This is a genomic window from Peptoniphilus grossensis ph5 (genome assembly GCF_000311825.1).
Taxonomy (GTDB): Bacteria; Bacillota; Clostridia; order Tissierellales; family Peptoniphilaceae; genus Peptoniphilus_A; species Peptoniphilus_A hominis.
In genome coordinates this window covers 88997-104715 of record NZ_HE978567.1, presented here as the reverse complement: position 1 = coordinate 104715, position 15719 = coordinate 88997, and the positions used below count along the sequence as shown (strand labels likewise).

The window sequence follows — 15719 nt, the reverse complement described above, 5'->3', positions numbered from 1 at the left end:
GCCAATTTTTAAGGCTGCTCACAAGTGTGAGCAGTTCTTTTTTTGCCTAGTCTTTATACATTGTAATGACAATCTCTTTGTAATAAAATAATGAAAGAGATTAAGAGGAGGATGACATGAAGGACTATTACGCACCAATTATTTTATTATTAGCTTTTACTGGAGTGGTTTTTTTATACAACTACTATGTGAAAATTAAAAACGAAAGAATTTTGAGAGTTGAAATAAGAAAAAACTTTGGCAAAATTCACTCCAAAAAATTCAAGGGAAAAATTGACGGCATACACAAAAGGCTTGGGGGAAATTTATCTGAAATCACAGCAGCTGATTTAAACTTCGACAAAATAATTGAGAAGATGAACCACAACATGACTAGGCTGGGCTTGGAATACTTTTATTACAGGCTGAGAGATTTGATTTTAGATGAAGACCAAATTAAAAAGACTCAGAACAACATAAAGCTTTACGCTGATAGAGAAGATGAGCTTCTAGACATGCAGTTTCAGCTAGGAAAGATTGGTTATTTCAAGGAAGATGTCCTAAATCTTATTGAAGAAGAAGTTAAAGTAGATAGAGAACTTGACATTGCAGCGAAAATTTTTTCCTTCACAGCACTTTATATTATCCTTCTCTTTATTTTCTTAAGGGCAAAGGCGGTCCTATTTATCTTTGTCCTCCTTGGCGTCAACACTTTGATCTACAAAAAATTTAATGAAATAACTTTGGGCAAGTTAGAAAGCTTAGTTAGGCTCAAAAGTATTTTATTTGTATCAGAAAGTTTGATGAAAAATAAAGACCAAGTCTTCACAGAAGAAGTCCAAGAAGTAGAAAATATTTTAAGAGAACTTGGGCCCCTAAAGAAAACTTTAAGGTCCTTTGGATTTTTGACGGGCAATGCAGAAATGGACTTCGCAGAAACCTACAAGAATGTATTATTTTTATCAGAAGCCAGGAGTTTTTCCAAGGCACAAAAATATTTCAAAAAATATGGAGAAGAAATCTTTAGACTTTACTACTTGCTGGGAAAAATCGACTGCCAAATTGGAATTATTTCAATCATAAAGGCCTATGGCACAAACTTTGCAGACTTTGGAGAAAAAATTTCTGGCAAAAACTTATACACTCCACTCTTAAAGGACCCAGTAGCAAATGATTTAGATTTAGAAAAATCCATGATCCTTACAGGTTCAAATGCATCAGGCAAGTCAACTTATCTTAGGACAATTGGCATCAACGCAGTCTTTGCCCTTAGCTTTGGAATTTTCTTTGGCGAAAAATTTGAGATAAAGCCAATGAAATTAAGATCAGCCATTGACATATCTGACTCAATAATGGAAAACCTATCCTATTTTATGGCAGAGTCCAAGGCAATTGGAGCCATGATAGAAGATGGAGAAGAAAAAATAATTTTGCTTGACGAAATATTTAGGGGGACAAACACCATTGACAGAATAGCAGCAGCCACTGCGACCCTAAAATATTTGGCAAGAAATAACCATGTAGTGGCAGCAACTCACGACATCGAACTTACAATTTTGTTAAAGGACCTCTACAAAAATATGCACTTTGAAGAAAAAATAGAAGATGGGGACATAAAATTCGACTACCTATTAAAAGAAGGACCAGCCACAAGCCGTAACGCCATTGCAATCTTAGACAACCTAAACTACCCAAGAGAAATAATATGTGAAGCAAGAGCCTTATCAAAGGACTTAGAAGAAAGATAAAAATAGTAAATTTTCCACTGGACCCACCAGTGGTTTTTTATTGAAAGCTTTTCTTACTTTAATTGTTTTTTCTTATAATATATAATATCAGTAGGAATGAAATTTTTTTATATAGATTGTGCATATAGATTGTGAGGGAAGTATGAGGATTTATTTTACAAGGCATGGGGAGACTGAGTGGAACAGGGCTGGCATTATTCAAGGGCAAGATGATTCGCCACTTACTGAAGAAGGTATTGAAATGGGCAAGATTCTTCGCGAAAAGTGTAAGGACATTCACTTTGATGCAGTTTATTCTTCTGATCTTGGTCGCGCCTATGACACTGCAAAAATTATTTGTCCCGACAGACATATTGTGAAGACTGCTCTTCTTCGCGAAATAGATGTGGGCTATTGGTCTGGCAAAAATATTAAGGATGTGAGAAGGAGCGACAGGTGGCTTCACAGTCTTTATTTTGACAATCCTCACAAATACAATAGAATTGACGGTGAAAGTCTCTACGACCTTAGGAAGCGAGTTGAGAAATTTTTTGAGTATGCTGTCTATCCTGAGCTTGACGAAAATATTTTGATTGTCACTCACGGTGTCACTATTGTTGCCATGTATTCTATTATGGAAAATGTGCCCATGGAAAATTTTTGGATAAATAGGGTAAGGCGCAACGCCGAGTTTAATATTGCTGACTATCATGATGGCAAGTTTAAGATTATTAAAAAGGCTCCACAAAATCCTGTGGATTCTATTTGAGGTGATTAGATGAAAAAGTATGATTTGATTATTATTGGTGCAGGGGCAGCTGGTTTAAGTGCTGCCATTTATGCTGGCAGGTCTCTTTTAAATACTCTTGTCATAGAGAAGTTTTCCTTTGGCGGAAGGGTTAACGACACGCCAAAAATTATCAACTACCCTGGCTTTAAGGAGATTGCTGGAAGAGATCTCATAAATGAGTTTAGAAAGCAAGCTGAAAATTTTACTACCAATGAGTTTATTTATGGCACTGTTTCTAAAATCGAAAAAGTTGATGATGGTTTTAAGCTTACTACTGCTAGGCGAAAGGAATTTTATTCTAAGGCAATTATTATTGCTACGGGAACCTATGCCAAGATGATAAATGTGCCTGGCGAAACGGAATTTGCTGGTCGTGGTGTGTCCTACTGTTCAACTTGTGATGCCGATTATTTTAAGGACAAGGACATACATATTTTAGGTTCTGGGGACCTTGCTTTAGAGGAGGCTGATTATCTCTCTAATTTTGCCAACTCCATTAACATGATTATTATTCACGACGAGGGAAATTTTGATGGAAATGAACTTGAAGTTGAGAGGATAAAAAAGAATCCAAAAGTTTCTTACACTTGGCACTCAAAGCTTCAGGGAATTTATGGGGGCGAAAGAGTTAACAGTCTTGATATTTTAGATCTTTCTGACAATACAAAGACTAGGGTCACTTCTGATGGGATTTTTATCTTTGCAGGTATGAGTCCCAACTCCGACTTTGTAAAAGACCTTGTGGAAGTAGATAGTTTTGGCTTTATAAAAACTGACGACTGCATGAGGACATCTGTGGAAGGAATTTTTGCTGCAGGAGACATAAGAGAGAAGCCCCTTAGGCAAATTGTCACAGCGGCAAATGATGGGGCAGTGGCAACAGTTTATGCAGAAAAGTTTATTAGAAATAGAGGTGTATAATGAGAGTCTATCCAAGAGGAACTGTAGTCTACAAGAGAGAAAAGGCCTACAATGGCATAAATTTAATTTCAACTGCCAAGGACGGAGCTCTTATAACAAAAATGGACGGCACAGAGCTCAAAAGGTATTCTGTAAACCCAATGCCTGCCAAGATGCTGCCCAACAAAAATATTATGAGCATTTCTTCTTTTAGGTCATCAGACTTTGGCGTCAGCGACGGTATAAAACTCATTGAGTTTGACAAGGAGGGCAGGGTTCAATTTGACTTCGACAAGTTTAAGTTTACAGAGGACAGGGGCTACAGGCCTAAGTGGATGGCTAGGGCTCACTCTGACTTCCAAAGGGAGGGCAACTCTCTTGGCTATTATTATCCTGGTGAAAAAATTGTGGAAGGGGGCAAAACTCTCCTACTCGTTCACGATGCCATTAAGGACAACAGAATTTCTGATAAGACTTTGCTTGATGATGTGATTTTAGAAGTGGACGAAGAGGGAAATATTGTTTGGAAATTTTCCTTTAGCGAGCACTTTGACCAGCTGGGATTTTCTGAAGAGGCGAAAAATGTTCTCTACAGAAATCCAAATCTGAGAATGACAGAGAGACCTCTGGGCAATTATTTAGATGTTACATCAATTTCTACAATTGGCGAGAACAAGTGGTATGACCAAGGAGATCCACGCTTTCATCCAGACAATATTTTATTTACGGCGAGAGCTGCAAATATAATTGGCATCATTGACAAAAAGAGGTCGCGCATTTGCTACAAGCTGGGACCAAATTTTTCTGACTTCAAAAAGGTTGACCCTGTAGTAGGCTCTGCCTTTGCAAGTATTATTCCCAAGGGCTTAACTGGCGAGGGCAATCTTTTAATTTTTGATAATGGGGGAAGATGTGGCTACGGTTCACCAACTCTTACATCTCCATCGGGACTATTGCCTTTTGTGAGAAATTATTCAAGAATTCTTGAAATAAATCCAGTGACTCTATCTCTTAACTGGTCAGTGGATCCTAGGGATTTTGGTTTTTCCATTCCCATGAATGGCTACAAATTTTATTCGCCCTATGGTGGAAACCTTCAAAGACTTCCCAATGGCAACACACTAATAGCTCTTGCCACAGAAGGTCTTGTCTTAGAGATTACTCACTCCAAGGAAATAGTTTGGCAGTGGACCTGCCCTTACAGGACGACGACGGAAAATCTTTTGAAGAACAATATGATCTACAGAGTTTATAGGTATCCCTACGATTATCTAGGCGTAGATGAAAGTGAAAATGAAATTGAAGAGATTGAAGATGCATCCTACTACAAGCTAAAGGGGGCAGGCAGTTTCAAGTCTGTGGAAGTTACTAATGTAAATAGAAGTTCACTTAATAATGACATTGACCCACTTTCACAAGAATCTGAATCTGTAAAAGACCTTGAAGAAAATAAAAAGGTAATTAAGAGAAATGAATCTGTAATAAAATATGTGACAGAAAATTATTTTGACGAAACAATAAAATCTCAAAAGGCGGCTCTTGTCATCTTTGGTGCAGAGAGATGTTCTCACTGCGAGCCACTTATGGAAGTTATGCAAGTTCTTCTTGAAGAAGAGTTTAAGGAAGTCTCCTGCTACTACATGGATCTTGACAAAAATAAGGACTTTGCAGAAAAACACGAAATCTTTCAATTGCCGCGAGTTTCCTTCTACAAGGAGGGCGAAAAAGTTTATGAGTTCATTGGAGAAAAATCCTATGACGAAATTGCTGAATTAATTGAAAAATATATTTTAGGAATTTAAATAATAAAAGAAATTAAAATTAAATACAAAACCCCATGCTCGAATATCTCATTACAAAAATTGGTGCTTTCTAAATCTCGAGCTTCTAAAATCGCAAACTCGCTTCGCTCAAACAGTGCGATTTTGGACGAAGCTCTTCGATTTGAAAGACACACAATTTTTTCCATAGGATATTCTTAGCAAGGGGTTTTAATTTAGACAAAAATAAACTGAGAACAATATGTGCCTCAGTTTATTTTTTTGAATTTATTTATTTGTATGCCAGGATAAATTTACATATCCCCTTTTATTCACCCTTGAATTAATTAAAAACCTATTTTTTATCATGCGAAGCATATACTTGTCGTCCTTGTAGGAGTCGGAGTAGGCTAGGGAATTTTCGTAGTCGATTTCAATCCCATCTCTCTCTAAAATTTCCTGGATATTTTTTACCTTGACATCCTTCTTGTTGTTGCCGCGACACAATTTATAGTCCTCGTCTAAGTCTGTGCCAATAATATAGTCGAAAGAAAATAATTCGCCAACATAAATTAAATAATTTGTGGCAGAGGCAGAGCAGAGGATTTTTATGGTGTCCTCATCATAGGAAGAAAATTCATCTTCAAATTCACTGAAGAAAAATTTTGGATAGAGATAGTTTGTGACAAAGTCCTGGAGGTCATCTTCCGTCAAATATTTTATAATAGAGACCATCTGATTTTTCATAATATCAAAATCAGAATTTAGCTTTGATTTTATGTAAGCCACAGCTAATTTCCAAAGATTTTTAAAAATATTTATTTTTTTGTTTTTGTAGGCATATTTATAAAGCTCAACTATGGACTCACAATTCACCACAGTTTTGTCAAAATCGTAGAGCGCAACTTTTCTTTTCAAAATCTCACCTCTCTAGAATTATATCAAATTGTCTTCTTTATAAAAAGCTCTTGTGATATACTAAAGTCGTGATATTTATGGGAATTATTATACATGTTGATATAGACGCCTTTTACGCATCAGTTGAAGAGCTTGACGATAGGAGCATAATAGGAAAACCAGTGGTCGTAGGTGGCAGATCCAATCATGGAGTTGTCACTACGGCTAATTATATTGCCAGAAATTATGGCATCCACTCTGCCATGCCCATGTATATGGCGAAAAATCTCTGCGACCACCTGATCATCAAGCCCATGAGAAGGGAAAGATACCTGGAAAAGTCTCGTGAAGTTTTTGATGTCTTAAAGAAATATACAAATAAGATCGAAAAAGTTTCTATTGATGAGTCTTATCTCGACCTGACGGGACTTGGCTACCATGAAAGTATTGTTTATGATCTTCAAAAAGATGTCTACGATAAAACTGGTCTAAGCGTAAGTGTTGGCCTTAGCTACAACAAATTTTTGGCAAAACTTTCAAGCGACTGGAATAAGCCCAGGGGAGTTATGATTATTAGAGAGTCCGATATGCCAGAGATTTTATTTCCCCTGGACATAAGAAAGGTTCATGGCATTGGCAGTAAGTCTGAGAAAAAACTTAGAAATATTGGCATAAATAAGGTTGAGGACCTTTACAACCTGTCCTATGATTTTTTGACAAGTATGTTCAAAAAAAGTGGAGAAGAAATTTATTACAGGATCAGGGGCATTGACAGGAGAGAAGTGACTCCAAATGCTGTGAGAAAAAGTCTTGGCACAGAGTCAACCTTTGAGGCAACAAAAAATAAGGATGAGATGATAAATTACTTAAGGGACTTTGCCAGGGAAGTGTCAGAAGATTTAATCGTAAAGGAAATTTCTGGCTACACCTTGACTTTAAAGATGAAAAATGAAAATTTTAAGCTTAAGACCAGGTCCAGGACCTATGATTCAGCAATTTATGAGGAAGAAGATATTTTTAATAAGAGCCTGGAAATTTTTGATGAGGCCTATGAGGGCGAAAAGCTAAGGCTTATTGGCATCACTGTTTCCAATTTAGTAGACTTAAATATTAGACAGCTTTCTTTTTTTAATAGGGGGAGAAATGGAGAAAATTAATTTTAAAAAATTATTTGAAGAAGATGAATATGTAAAGAGAAGTCATATAGAATTACTTGACCTTAGTGGCGACAACTTAGTTTTAAAGATGAAGCCAGAGAAAAATCAATTTAATGCCTATAACATTCTTCACGGAGCAGAAATTTTTGCCCTCATGGATACAGCAGCAGGCTGCCTTTCCATTGCCATGGGTAGAAAGGGCGTGACCTTAGACTCTAGTGTGAACTTTATTTCCAGCGTAAAACTTGGAGAAGAAATTTACTCCACAACGAAGATAATTCACTCAGGCAAAAGCACAGAGGTTATAGAAGTCTTGGCAAAGAAGGGCGACAAAATAGTTGCCAAGGGGACCTTTACACTTTTTATTGTGGGCGAAATTGAAATTAGTGGAAAGGAATTTTAAAATAAGGGTGAAAATAATTTTAAAAGAAAAAAATTTTAACGATTCTATGTTAAAATATTTGAAGAAAAAAGATAAAGGATTTTAATTAGAAATGAGAAATTTTTGGGATTTAGATTATGGCGAGGTTGGATTTAATTTTTTCGGAGCCTATCACTTTGCCTGCCTATTTATTATTTTTATTTTTGCGATTTTTTTATACAAGCCCTGGAAGAATAAAAAATTTAGAAAAGTTCTTGCCCTCCTGCCCATTAGCCTGGAAATTATTAGGCTTATAGCAGTTTTAATTGACGGTCACTATGACTCTTCTTACTTGCCCTTTCACCTCTGCCTCATTGGGGCGCAGTTTATGGCTCTGGATGCCTTCTATGACAGCAAGATTATAAAGTCATGTCTTTACTATTTATTTATGCCAGCTGCAATTTTAAGTTTACTTACGCCAGGTTGGGACCAAGTAAATAAATATTCCTATGTGGCAATAATTTCTTGGATAATCCACGGCATCAATGCCTTTTATCCAATCTATCTTGTGATTTCAAAGGAATACCTGCCAAGGCTAAGAGACATTATTTATCCTATAATTTTTATACTTGTAACTCTTCCTATAATAAAAGTTTTAAACAAAAAGCTAGAGGCAAATTATTATTTTATAGAGGAGCCCTATGAAGGCTCGCCCCTTGCTACTATAAAAAATGTCTTTCCAAATTATATTTTGGGACTTTTTATAGTGACAGTATTTGTCATGGTCCTTATATTTTTTATTTACAAGTTAATAGTAAGTTTACGAAAAAAATAAGACGAGGCTCCTTGACCTCGTCTCTTTTACTTTTCTGAAGCTATAGTATTATAAGTTAGGGCAACTAAAGCGCCACCTATAATATTTCCAATAGTTACAGGTATTAAATTTTTAAGAATTAATGCAAAAGTAAAATCTGAATTTAACATTTTTGCCAAGGCAAAGCAAGTCATATTTGCAACACTATGCTCGAAGCCAAGGCTTACAAAGGCAAGTATGCACCAAAAAATTAAAATTAATTTTGCTGAATCAGAAATTTTTCTTGAGCAAATTAAAACTGCAAGGCAGACTAAAATGTTACACATAATTCCCTTGAAAAGCAGTGGAAGGAAGTCAAAGCTCGTCTTTCCAGTGGCAAGTTTTAATAGGGCTTCATTATATTCAGGGGAAACGCCAGTCATTTTAAATAAAAATGAAATTAAAACTGAGCCCAAAATATTTCCAAGATAAGAAAAAATTAAAATCTTTAAAAGACTTCCAGTGTCAATTTTTTTATTTAGTCTTCCAACTGTTGTCACAAGGACATTTCCTGTGAAGAGTTCTCCGCCTGCAAAGACCACAAAGGATAGGGCAAGGGAGAAGACAAAGCCGTTAATAAATTTTACGACAGGTATGGGCAGAGGAGAAAAGACACTAGCTGATAGAGTCATTATGAGCATGCCCATGCCAATAAAAAATCCTGCAAGTATGGAAGCAACCATGTACTTAAAAAGAGAGCCTTCAAGTAAATTTTTCTTCGTGTTTGCAGAATTTGTAAGTCCACTTATTATATCTTTATACATAACACACCTCTTTTTTTATTCCACTAAACATTATACCAAAAAGAGGCGGTTTTTCAATTGGTGAAAGCATCTTTATCTTGGTCTAAGATAAATTTTTTCGAATCAAGGGCAGTAATTATTATTTGCACAAGGGGCATTAGAAGGTTAAAGAATAAAAATGGAAGGTAGTGAACAGTGGAAACTCCAAGGACTGATGTCATATAAGCACCACAAGTGTTCCAAGGGACCATAGCTGATGTAACTGTTCCACCTGACTCAAGTGTTGAGGACAAAAGTTTTGAATCCAAATTCCTATCTCTATATTCATTTTTAAACATTCTGCCAGGTACAACTATGGAGATGTACTGCTCAGGCATAGTTGCATTTGTGAAAAAGCAAGTGAGAATTGTGGCAGTGACAAGACCAACAGTGGACTGAACCTTGCCAAGGAATTTTTTTACTATGGCTTCAAGTATTCCCGTCTCTTCTGCAATTCCACCAAACATCATGGCGATAATTGTAAGGGAAATGGAAGACATCATGTTGTTAAGTCCGCCAGTAGTTAAAAGTTTATCCACTGATTCAAGGCCAGTTTCAGACACAAAACCATTTAAGGCAGCAGATAAGATGTCGCCAAAATTTACTTTTTGATAAAGAGGTCCCATAATGGCAGCTACAATTATGCCAAGGCTAATGCCAGGCACTGCAGGAACTTTTTTTGCAATAGAAAGTATTACAATAAGGGGCGGAATCAAAAGAACTGGAGAAATATTAAAATTATTTTTTAAGCCTTCAGTAATCATAGTTACGCTAGACAAATCTGCAGAGCTTCCCCTGTACTTCAGTGATAAAAAGCCAAAGATGAGTAGGGTCAAGATATAAGTAATAATTGTTGGCTTAACCATTGCTTTGATGTGAGTGAAGACATCAGTGCCTGCCATTGCCGGTGCAAGGTTTGTTGTATCAGATAGGGGGCTCATCTTGTCGCCAAAGTAGGCGCCAGATAAAACTGCACCTGCTGTTATTGGTGCAGGTATGCCAAGACCACTTGCTATGCCCATGAGGGCTATACCCATAGTGCCAGCAGTGCCCCAACTTGTTCCCGTAGCAAGAGAAGTTATTGAAGTGATTAAAACTGTTGCTACAAGAAAAATTGATGGCTTTAAAATCATAAGTCCGTAGTAGATCATAGTTGGCACAACGCCAGCTAAAATCCAAACGCCAATTAAAACTCCAATGATGGCGAGAATTATTATGGACTGCATGGCTTGTGATATCCCCTTTATCATGGAGTTCTCAATAAATTCCCAGGAGTAGCCAATTTTTAGGGCGACAAGAGAAGCTATTAAGACCCCAATGAGCATGGGTATGTGGGGACTTTCTTCGTACTTTATAATACTTATAAACATAATTACAACTAGAGAGAGGAAGGTAAATAGAGCTTCAGAAAAATTTGCCTTTCTTATTTCTCTGTCATATTTTTTTATATTTTTATTCATTTAACACCTCGTGAATAAATAGAAAAATTTAACATATTATATCATTAAAAGAATGATAATAAAAGTTTTAGTTAGCTGACAAAGATGTTATACTATAAGGGAATGGAGGAAGTTATGGAATTAAAAGATACAATTCGTGCAATAAAAGATTATCCAAAGGAAGGAGTCATCTTTAGAGACATTACCACTCTCTTAAAGGACAAGGATGCCTTCCAAAAAGCTGTAGACCAAATGGCAGAAAAAATTGATGATGATGTAGATAAGATCATTGGCATTGAAGCAAGGGGATTTATTTTTGCTTCAGCCCTTGCCTATAAACTCGACAAGGGTTTTGTGCCAGTGAGAAAACCAGGCAAGCTTCCTTGGGATAAGGAAAGAGAATCCTATGAGCTTGAATACGGCGAAGACTCAATTGAAATTCACAAGGACGCCCTAGAGCCTGGCGAAAAAGTTGTAATAGTTGATGACCTTCTTGCCACTGGCGGCACAGCCAAGGCCTCTGTAAATCTTGTGGAAAAGCTAAAGGGAGAAGTGTCTTCCATAATCTTTTTAGTTGAACTTGAAGATTTAAAGGGAAGGGAAGTTTTAAATGGCACAAGGGTAGAATCAATTATAAAATATTAAGAGATAAAAATTTATTATCTCTATTAAAGAGACTTAAAATATTTTATGAATTAGTATTATATTTTTTCTTGTTTTAAAAGATTTGATATTATAAAATCAATAAATGAATAAATAAACTTATGGGAGCAATTTGCTGAGAGGAGTTAAGACTCGACCATCTTACCTGCTAGGATAATGCCTTGGCAGGGAAAAGTAAGATTACTCCTATAATTTTATAGGAGGTTTTTTTATATGAAATATGCTACTCAAATGGAGGCAGCGAAACATGGTTTTGTCACAGAAGAGATGAAAATTGTGGCAGAAAAGGAAAATGTATCTTGTGAGTATCTACTGGAGAAAATGGCTTGTGGAGAAATTGTCATTCCAAAAAACAAAAATCACAAATCAATTTCACCTGAAGGCATTGGCACGGGGCTTAGGACCAAGATTAATGTAAACTTAGGAATTTCCAAGGACTTAAATGACATGGTCATGGAAATGGAAAAAGTTGACATGGCACTAAAAATGGGTGCAGAAGCCATAATGGATTTATCAAATTATGGCAAGACTCAAGAATTTAGGAAAAAATTAATTGAAAAATCTACAGCCATGATAGGCACAGTGCCCATGTATGATGCAGTTGGTTTTTTGGACAAGGGACTTTCTTACATAAAGGCAGAGGAATTTTTAGATGTAGTTAGAAATCATGCCGAAAATGGAGTGGACTTTGTGACAATTCACGCAGGCATAAATAGGGCAAATGCTGAAATATTTATGAGGAATAGGCGTGTAAATGAAATTGTATCTCGAGGAGGCTCTCTACTCTTTGGTTGGATGATGATGAATGACGCAGAAAATCCCTTTTACCAATACTATGATGAGCTCTTGGATATTTGCAGAGAATATGATGTGACTCTTTCTCTTGGAGATTCTCTGAGACCTGGTGGCATTCATGATGCCACAGACCCTGCACAAATTTCAGAACTTATTACACTTGGCGAGCTTACAAAGAGAGCTTGGGATAAGGATGTGCAAGTAATTATTGAAGGACCTGGTCATGTGCCAATTGGTGACATTGAAATGAATGTCAAACTTCAAAAGAAACTTTGTCACAAGGCACCTTTCTATGTCTTGGGACCTCTTGTTACAGATGTGGCACCTGGTTATGACCATATTACATCGGCAATTGGCGGTGCAATTGCAGCGGCTCATGGTGCAGATTTCTTGTGTTATGTAACGCCTGCTGAACATTTGAGACTGCCAAATGTAGAAGATGTTCGCGAAGGAATTGTAGCTTGCAAAATTGCAGCTCATGCAGGTGACATTAATAAATTAAGGGACGCAAGAAATTGGGATTTAGAAATGAGCAAGAGACGCCAAAAGATTGACTGGGAAGGAATGTTTGAGCTTGCTCTTGACAAGGTTAAGCCAAGAGAGTACAGAGATTCATCCATGCCTGAAGAAGAAAATACCTGCACAATGTGCGGCTCAATGTGCTCTGCAAAAAATATGAATTTAATACTTGAAGGCAAAGATATTAAAATAGAAGCTTAATCTAAGTGAACTAATATTAAAATTTAAATAAATTTAGTTCAGTGTAAAAATTTAATTAAATAAAAAAGGGAGCTTGTTGACAGGCTGAGAGGAAATTGTTAATTTCGACCGTTACCTGATTTGGATAATGCCAACGTAGGGAATAGTTTTAGTTTTTATGTCAGCACTCTCTAGGAGGTAAATATGAAATCTAATACTAAGAAGTTAACTGTGGCAGCTCTTTTTGTTGCCATAGGCGTTGTTTTTTCCTTTGTAAACTTTCCAGTGGGACTTTCAAAGTGTTATCCAATTCAGCACATGGTAAATGTACTTTCTGCAGTAATATTGGGGCCCATCTATTCAGTCCTTGTTGCCTTTTGCATTTCACTTATTAGAAATTTATCAGGAACAGGTTCTTTAATGGCCTTTCCTGGTTCAATGGTTGGTGCCTTTTTAGCAGGCATTTTATATTACAAGACAAGAAAGCTTTCCCTTGCCTTTTTGGGAGAAGTTTTTGGCACAGGAGTTATAGGTGCCCTATTAGCCTATCCAGTAGCCAAGTTTATTCTTGGAAAGGAAATGGCATTTTTTGGACTAATTATTCCTTTTTCTGTAAGTACCCTTGGCGGTTCGATAATAGCTATAATAATTATTTTGAGCCTTAAAAAGACAGCTCTTAATGATTATCTTAATTTAGAGGGAAATAAACATGGAAATTAAAAAGATTTTAAGCATAGCTGGGTCTGACTCTAGCGGTGGCGCAGGTATCCAAGCCGACTTAAAAACCATAACTTCATATAAGTTTTATGGCATGACTGCCATTACAGCAATAACTGCACAAAATACTATGGGTGTTCAGGCTTCCTCACCTATAAGTGAAGAAATGCTTAAGGGTCAGCTTTTGTCAATTTGCCAAGATATTATGCCCCATGCTGTAAAAATTGGCATGGTGGCAAGTCCAGGACAAGTAGAAGTTATATCTGAAATAGCTGAAAAATATTTTAAAGATCTGCCCATAGTTTTAGACCCAGTTATTACATCAACTAGCGGCTTTACCCTTGTGCCTGATGATACTCTTGAGAAGATGAAGGAAATTTTATTTCAAAAGGCAACTTTAATCACCCCAAATCTCATTGAAGCTGGAATTATTTACGGCAAAAAAATTGAAAGCCTTGAAGAGATGAAGGAGGCAGCAGAATTTTTATATAACAAATATAAAGTAGCCTTTCTAATAAAGGGAGGTCACCTAAAAGACTCAAAGGATGATGTGCTTTGTGGAAGAGAGGGGCTCTTTGTAATAGAGGGAAAAAACATAGACAACAAAAACACCCATGGCACAGGTTGCACCTTATCCAGTGCCCTAGCTTGTGAACTTGCAAAGGGTAAAAGTCTTTATGATGCACTTGTAGCTGCAAAAAAATATTTAAGTGGTGCCATAGCTTATGGCTTTGATATAGGAAGGGGCAGGGGACCCCTATATCACATGTATAATTTGAGTGATAAAAATGAAAATTAAGGCAAATTTAAATAATCTAAGGGACAAGGCTCCCTTAGTACATATTATTTCAAATAGCGTCACAAGAGCTAGACTTGCTGACTTTGTTTTATCTCTTGGAGCAAGTCCAATGATGGCAGAATATTCCAAGGAAGTTGCTGAAATTACAAAAAAATCTTCTGCCCTCCTCTTGAATATGGGAATGTTAAATGAAGATAAAATTGAAGCAATTAAAATTTCTGCAAAAGTTGCAGAGGAAAATAATATTCCTCTGGTCTTTGACCCAGTTGGAGTTGCTTCTAGTAGCCTAAGAAGAGACTTGGCAAAAGACCTTATCAGTAATTTTAAATTTAATGTCATAAGAGGAAATTTTAACGAAATTAATTACTTGGCAAGGGGCAAGACCTTCACTGGCGTGGATTCAAGGGATGAAAATTTATCTCGAGAAGATTTCATAGATATTGCCTTAGAACTTCAAGAAAAAAGTAAAGCTACAGTTGTAGTTAGCGGCAAGTATGAAGTGATAGCCAACTCTCATTTGTTAATTTCTATTCCTGGTGGCGATGAAAATTTAAAAAAAATCACAGGCTTAGGAGACATGGAATCTGCCATGATAACTTCTCTTTTGGCAGCCCCCATGTCAAATTTAAAAGCCTGCGCTCTTGCTGCAATATTTTTAAGACAGCTTGGGAAAAATGTAATAAGAGATAATGGAGTAAATGCCCAAGATATTATAAGTAAAATGCAAGGCATAGATGAAATAAGAGGAGATCTTGAAATTTTATCTCCTTCACAGAAATTTATTAAGCCAATTTTATATGGAATTTCTGAAGGCGATGATTTATGGAAAATAAAAAATGCAGTCAAGGCTGGAATGGGGATTTATCAGCTTAGAGACAAGTTTGCAGATGAAGATGAGCTTGGAGAAAAAATCTTAAATATAAAAAGTGAAATTGATGGTAAGTGCCTTTTTATCTTAAATGATAACTTAAAGCTTGCGAAAAAATATGGCACTGCACTTCATCTTGGTCAAGAGGACGAAAAAATTTCTCGGGCAAGAGAAGTCTTGGGAAGAGATGAGATAATTGGTGCAACGGCAAAAACTGTAAAGCTTGGTATTGAGGCAGAAAATATGGGAGCATCTTATATTGGGACGGGAGCTTTTTTTGAAACAAAAACCAAGAAAGATGCCTCAAGGATTACACTAGAAAGCTTTAAAGAAATAAGAGAAGCTCTCTTAATTCCAGTCTTTCCCATAGGAGGAATAAGTAAGGATAGGTTAGACTTTTTCACTGGCCTAGACTTAGATGGTCTGTGCATGTCAAGAGCCATCTTTTCAGTGAGGGAAGATGAAGTAGAAAAAAATGTGCGAGAAATAATAGAGAAATTAAACAATTTATAATATAAAAATCTGCTAGAATT

15 protein-coding genes and 1 riboswitch are annotated in these 15719 nt (G+C 36.4%); of the genes, 12 read left to right on the top strand and 3 right to left on the bottom strand.

What is annotated here, in order from left to right; translation table 11 throughout:
* Positions 1-116: 116 nt before the first annotated feature.
* The 4 genes from HGPG_RS04805 (at position 117) to HGPG_RS04790 (ending at position 5198) form a co-directional block, all read left to right on the top strand.
* On the top strand, positions 117-1727 hold the full coding sequence (locus tag HGPG_RS04805) for a MutS-related protein (protein ID WP_019124928.1): 1611 nt from the start codon (positions 117-119) through the stop codon (positions 1725-1727).
* Positions 1728-1869: 142 nt separating this feature from the next.
* Entirely contained in the window at positions 1870-2475 is a 606-nt protein-coding gene (locus tag HGPG_RS04800) for a histidine phosphatase family protein (protein ID WP_019124927.1), read from the top strand.
* 9 nt (positions 2476-2484) lie between these two features.
* Positions 2485-3417: an FAD-dependent oxidoreductase gene (locus tag HGPG_RS04795; RefSeq protein WP_019124926.1), complete on the top strand. Its 933-nt coding sequence runs from the start codon at positions 2485-2487 to the stop codon at positions 3415-3417.
* A complete protein-coding gene (locus HGPG_RS04790) occupies positions 3417-5198 on the top strand; it encodes a thioredoxin domain-containing protein (protein WP_019124925.1) in 1782 nt (593 codons plus the stop codon). The genes HGPG_RS04795 and HGPG_RS04790 overlap by 1 nt, the downstream gene beginning before the upstream one ends.
* 246 nt (positions 5199-5444) lie before the next feature.
* On the opposite strand, the gene HGPG_RS04785 is transcribed toward HGPG_RS04790, so the two are convergent.
* Positions 5445-6074 carry an HAD family hydrolase gene (locus HGPG_RS04785; protein ID WP_019124924.1) on the bottom strand — a complete coding sequence of 210 codons (630 nt, stop codon included), beginning with the start codon at positions 6072-6074 and terminating at the stop codon, positions 5445-5447.
* 77 nt (positions 6075-6151) lie between these two features.
* Here HGPG_RS04785 and HGPG_RS04780 point away from each other — a divergent pair, with 77 nt between their 5' ends.
* From HGPG_RS04780 to HGPG_RS04770, 3 genes are all read left to right on the top strand, one after another.
* Positions 6152-7210, top strand: coding sequence for a DNA polymerase IV (locus HGPG_RS04780; protein WP_019124923.1), 1059 nt, complete (start codon positions 6152-6154; stop codon positions 7208-7210).
* Positions 7197-7613, top strand: coding sequence for a PaaI family thioesterase (locus HGPG_RS04775; RefSeq protein WP_019124922.1), 417 nt, complete (start codon positions 7197-7199; stop codon positions 7611-7613). Before HGPG_RS04780 ends, HGPG_RS04775 begins: the two co-directional genes overlap by 14 nt.
* 91 nt (positions 7614-7704) lie before the next feature.
* Positions 7705-8406: a YwaF family protein gene (locus tag HGPG_RS04770; RefSeq protein WP_019124921.1), complete on the top strand. Its 702-nt coding sequence runs from the start codon at positions 7705-7707 to the stop codon at positions 8404-8406.
* A gap of 26 nt (positions 8407-8432) precedes the next feature.
* Here HGPG_RS04770 and HGPG_RS04765 read toward each other — a convergent pair whose 3' ends face one another.
* A complete protein-coding gene (locus HGPG_RS04765; protein WP_019124920.1) occupies positions 8433-9188 on the bottom strand; it encodes a formate/nitrite transporter family protein in 756 nt (251 codons plus the stop codon).
* Between the two features lie 53 nt (positions 9189-9241).
* Positions 9242-10666, bottom strand: a complete 1425-nt coding sequence (gene nhaC, locus HGPG_RS04760) for a Na+/H+ antiporter NhaC (RefSeq protein ID WP_019124919.1) — start codon at positions 10664-10666, stop codon at positions 9242-9244.
* Positions 10667-10780: 114 nt separating this feature from the next.
* Here nhaC and HGPG_RS04755 point away from each other — a divergent pair, with 114 nt between their 5' ends.
* The 5 genes from HGPG_RS04755 to thiM all read left to right on the top strand — a co-directional run bounded on the left by HGPG_RS04755 (position 10781) and on the right by thiM (position 15699).
* A complete protein-coding gene (locus tag HGPG_RS04755; protein WP_019124918.1) occupies positions 10781-11290 on the top strand; it encodes an adenine phosphoribosyltransferase in 510 nt (169 codons plus the stop codon).
* A gap of 231 nt (positions 11291-11521) precedes the next feature.
* The gene (gene thiC / locus HGPG_RS04750; RefSeq protein WP_019124917.1) at positions 11522-12823 is read left to right on the top strand and encodes a phosphomethylpyrimidine synthase ThiC; all 1302 of its coding nucleotides are present in this window, start codon (positions 11522-11524) and stop codon (positions 12821-12823) included.
* 55 nt (positions 12824-12878) lie between these two features.
* Positions 12879-12982, top strand: a riboswitch (TPP riboswitch).
* A gap of 24 nt (positions 12983-13006) precedes the next feature.
* Positions 13007-13522, top strand: a complete 516-nt coding sequence (thiW, locus tag HGPG_RS04745) for an energy coupling factor transporter S component ThiW (protein ID WP_019124916.1) — start codon at positions 13007-13009, stop codon at positions 13520-13522.
* Positions 13512-14318, top strand: a complete 807-nt coding sequence (gene thiD, locus HGPG_RS04740) for a bifunctional hydroxymethylpyrimidine kinase/phosphomethylpyrimidine kinase (protein WP_019124915.1) — start codon at positions 13512-13514, stop codon at positions 14316-14318. The genes thiW and thiD overlap by 11 nt, the downstream gene beginning before the upstream one ends.
* On the top strand, positions 14308-15699 hold the full coding sequence (thiM, locus tag HGPG_RS04735) for a hydroxyethylthiazole kinase (protein ID WP_019124914.1): 1392 nt from the start codon (positions 14308-14310) through the stop codon (positions 15697-15699). The genes thiD and thiM overlap by 11 nt, the downstream gene beginning before the upstream one ends.
* Positions 15700-15719: the final 20 nt, after the last annotated feature.

What these genes read in the sequence shown, in the direction of transcription:
- HGPG_RS04805 (WP_019124928.1), top strand. Translation starts at nt 117, where the DNA reads ATGAAGGACTATTACGCACCAATTATTTTATTATTAGCTTTTACTGGA.
- HGPG_RS04800 (WP_019124927.1), top strand. Translation starts at nt 1,870, where the DNA reads ATGAGGATTTATTTTACAAGGCATGGGGAGACTGAGTGGAACAGGGCT.
- HGPG_RS04795 (WP_019124926.1), top strand. Translation starts at nt 2,485, where the DNA reads ATGAAAAAGTATGATTTGATTATTATTGGTGCAGGGGCAGCTGGTTTA.
- HGPG_RS04790 (WP_019124925.1), top strand. Translation starts at nt 3,417, where the DNA reads ATGAGAGTCTATCCAAGAGGAACTGTAGTCTACAAGAGAGAAAAGGCC.
- HGPG_RS04780 (WP_019124923.1), top strand. Translation starts at nt 6,152, where the DNA reads ATGGGAATTATTATACATGTTGATATAGACGCCTTTTACGCATCAGTT.
- HGPG_RS04775 (WP_019124922.1), top strand. Translation starts at nt 7,197, where the DNA reads ATGGAGAAAATTAATTTTAAAAAATTATTTGAAGAAGATGAATATGTA.
- HGPG_RS04770 (WP_019124921.1), top strand. Translation starts at nt 7,705, where the DNA reads ATGAGAAATTTTTGGGATTTAGATTATGGCGAGGTTGGATTTAATTTT.
- HGPG_RS04765 (WP_019124920.1), bottom strand. Translation starts at nt 9,188, where the DNA reads ATGTATAAAGATATAATAAGTGGACTTACAAATTCTGCAAACACGAAG.
- nhaC (WP_019124919.1), bottom strand. Translation starts at nt 10,666, where the DNA reads ATGAATAAAAATATAAAAAAATATGACAGAGAAATAAGAAAGGCAAAT.
- HGPG_RS04755 (WP_019124918.1), top strand. Translation starts at nt 10,781, where the DNA reads ATGGAATTAAAAGATACAATTCGTGCAATAAAAGATTATCCAAAGGAA.
- thiC (WP_019124917.1), top strand. Translation starts at nt 11,522, where the DNA reads ATGAAATATGCTACTCAAATGGAGGCAGCGAAACATGGTTTTGTCACA.
- thiW (WP_019124916.1), top strand. Translation starts at nt 13,007, where the DNA reads ATGAAATCTAATACTAAGAAGTTAACTGTGGCAGCTCTTTTTGTTGCC.
- thiD (WP_019124915.1), top strand. Translation starts at nt 13,512, where the DNA reads ATGGAAATTAAAAAGATTTTAAGCATAGCTGGGTCTGACTCTAGCGGT.
- thiM (WP_019124914.1), top strand. Translation starts at nt 14,308, where the DNA reads ATGAAAATTAAGGCAAATTTAAATAATCTAAGGGACAAGGCTCCCTTA.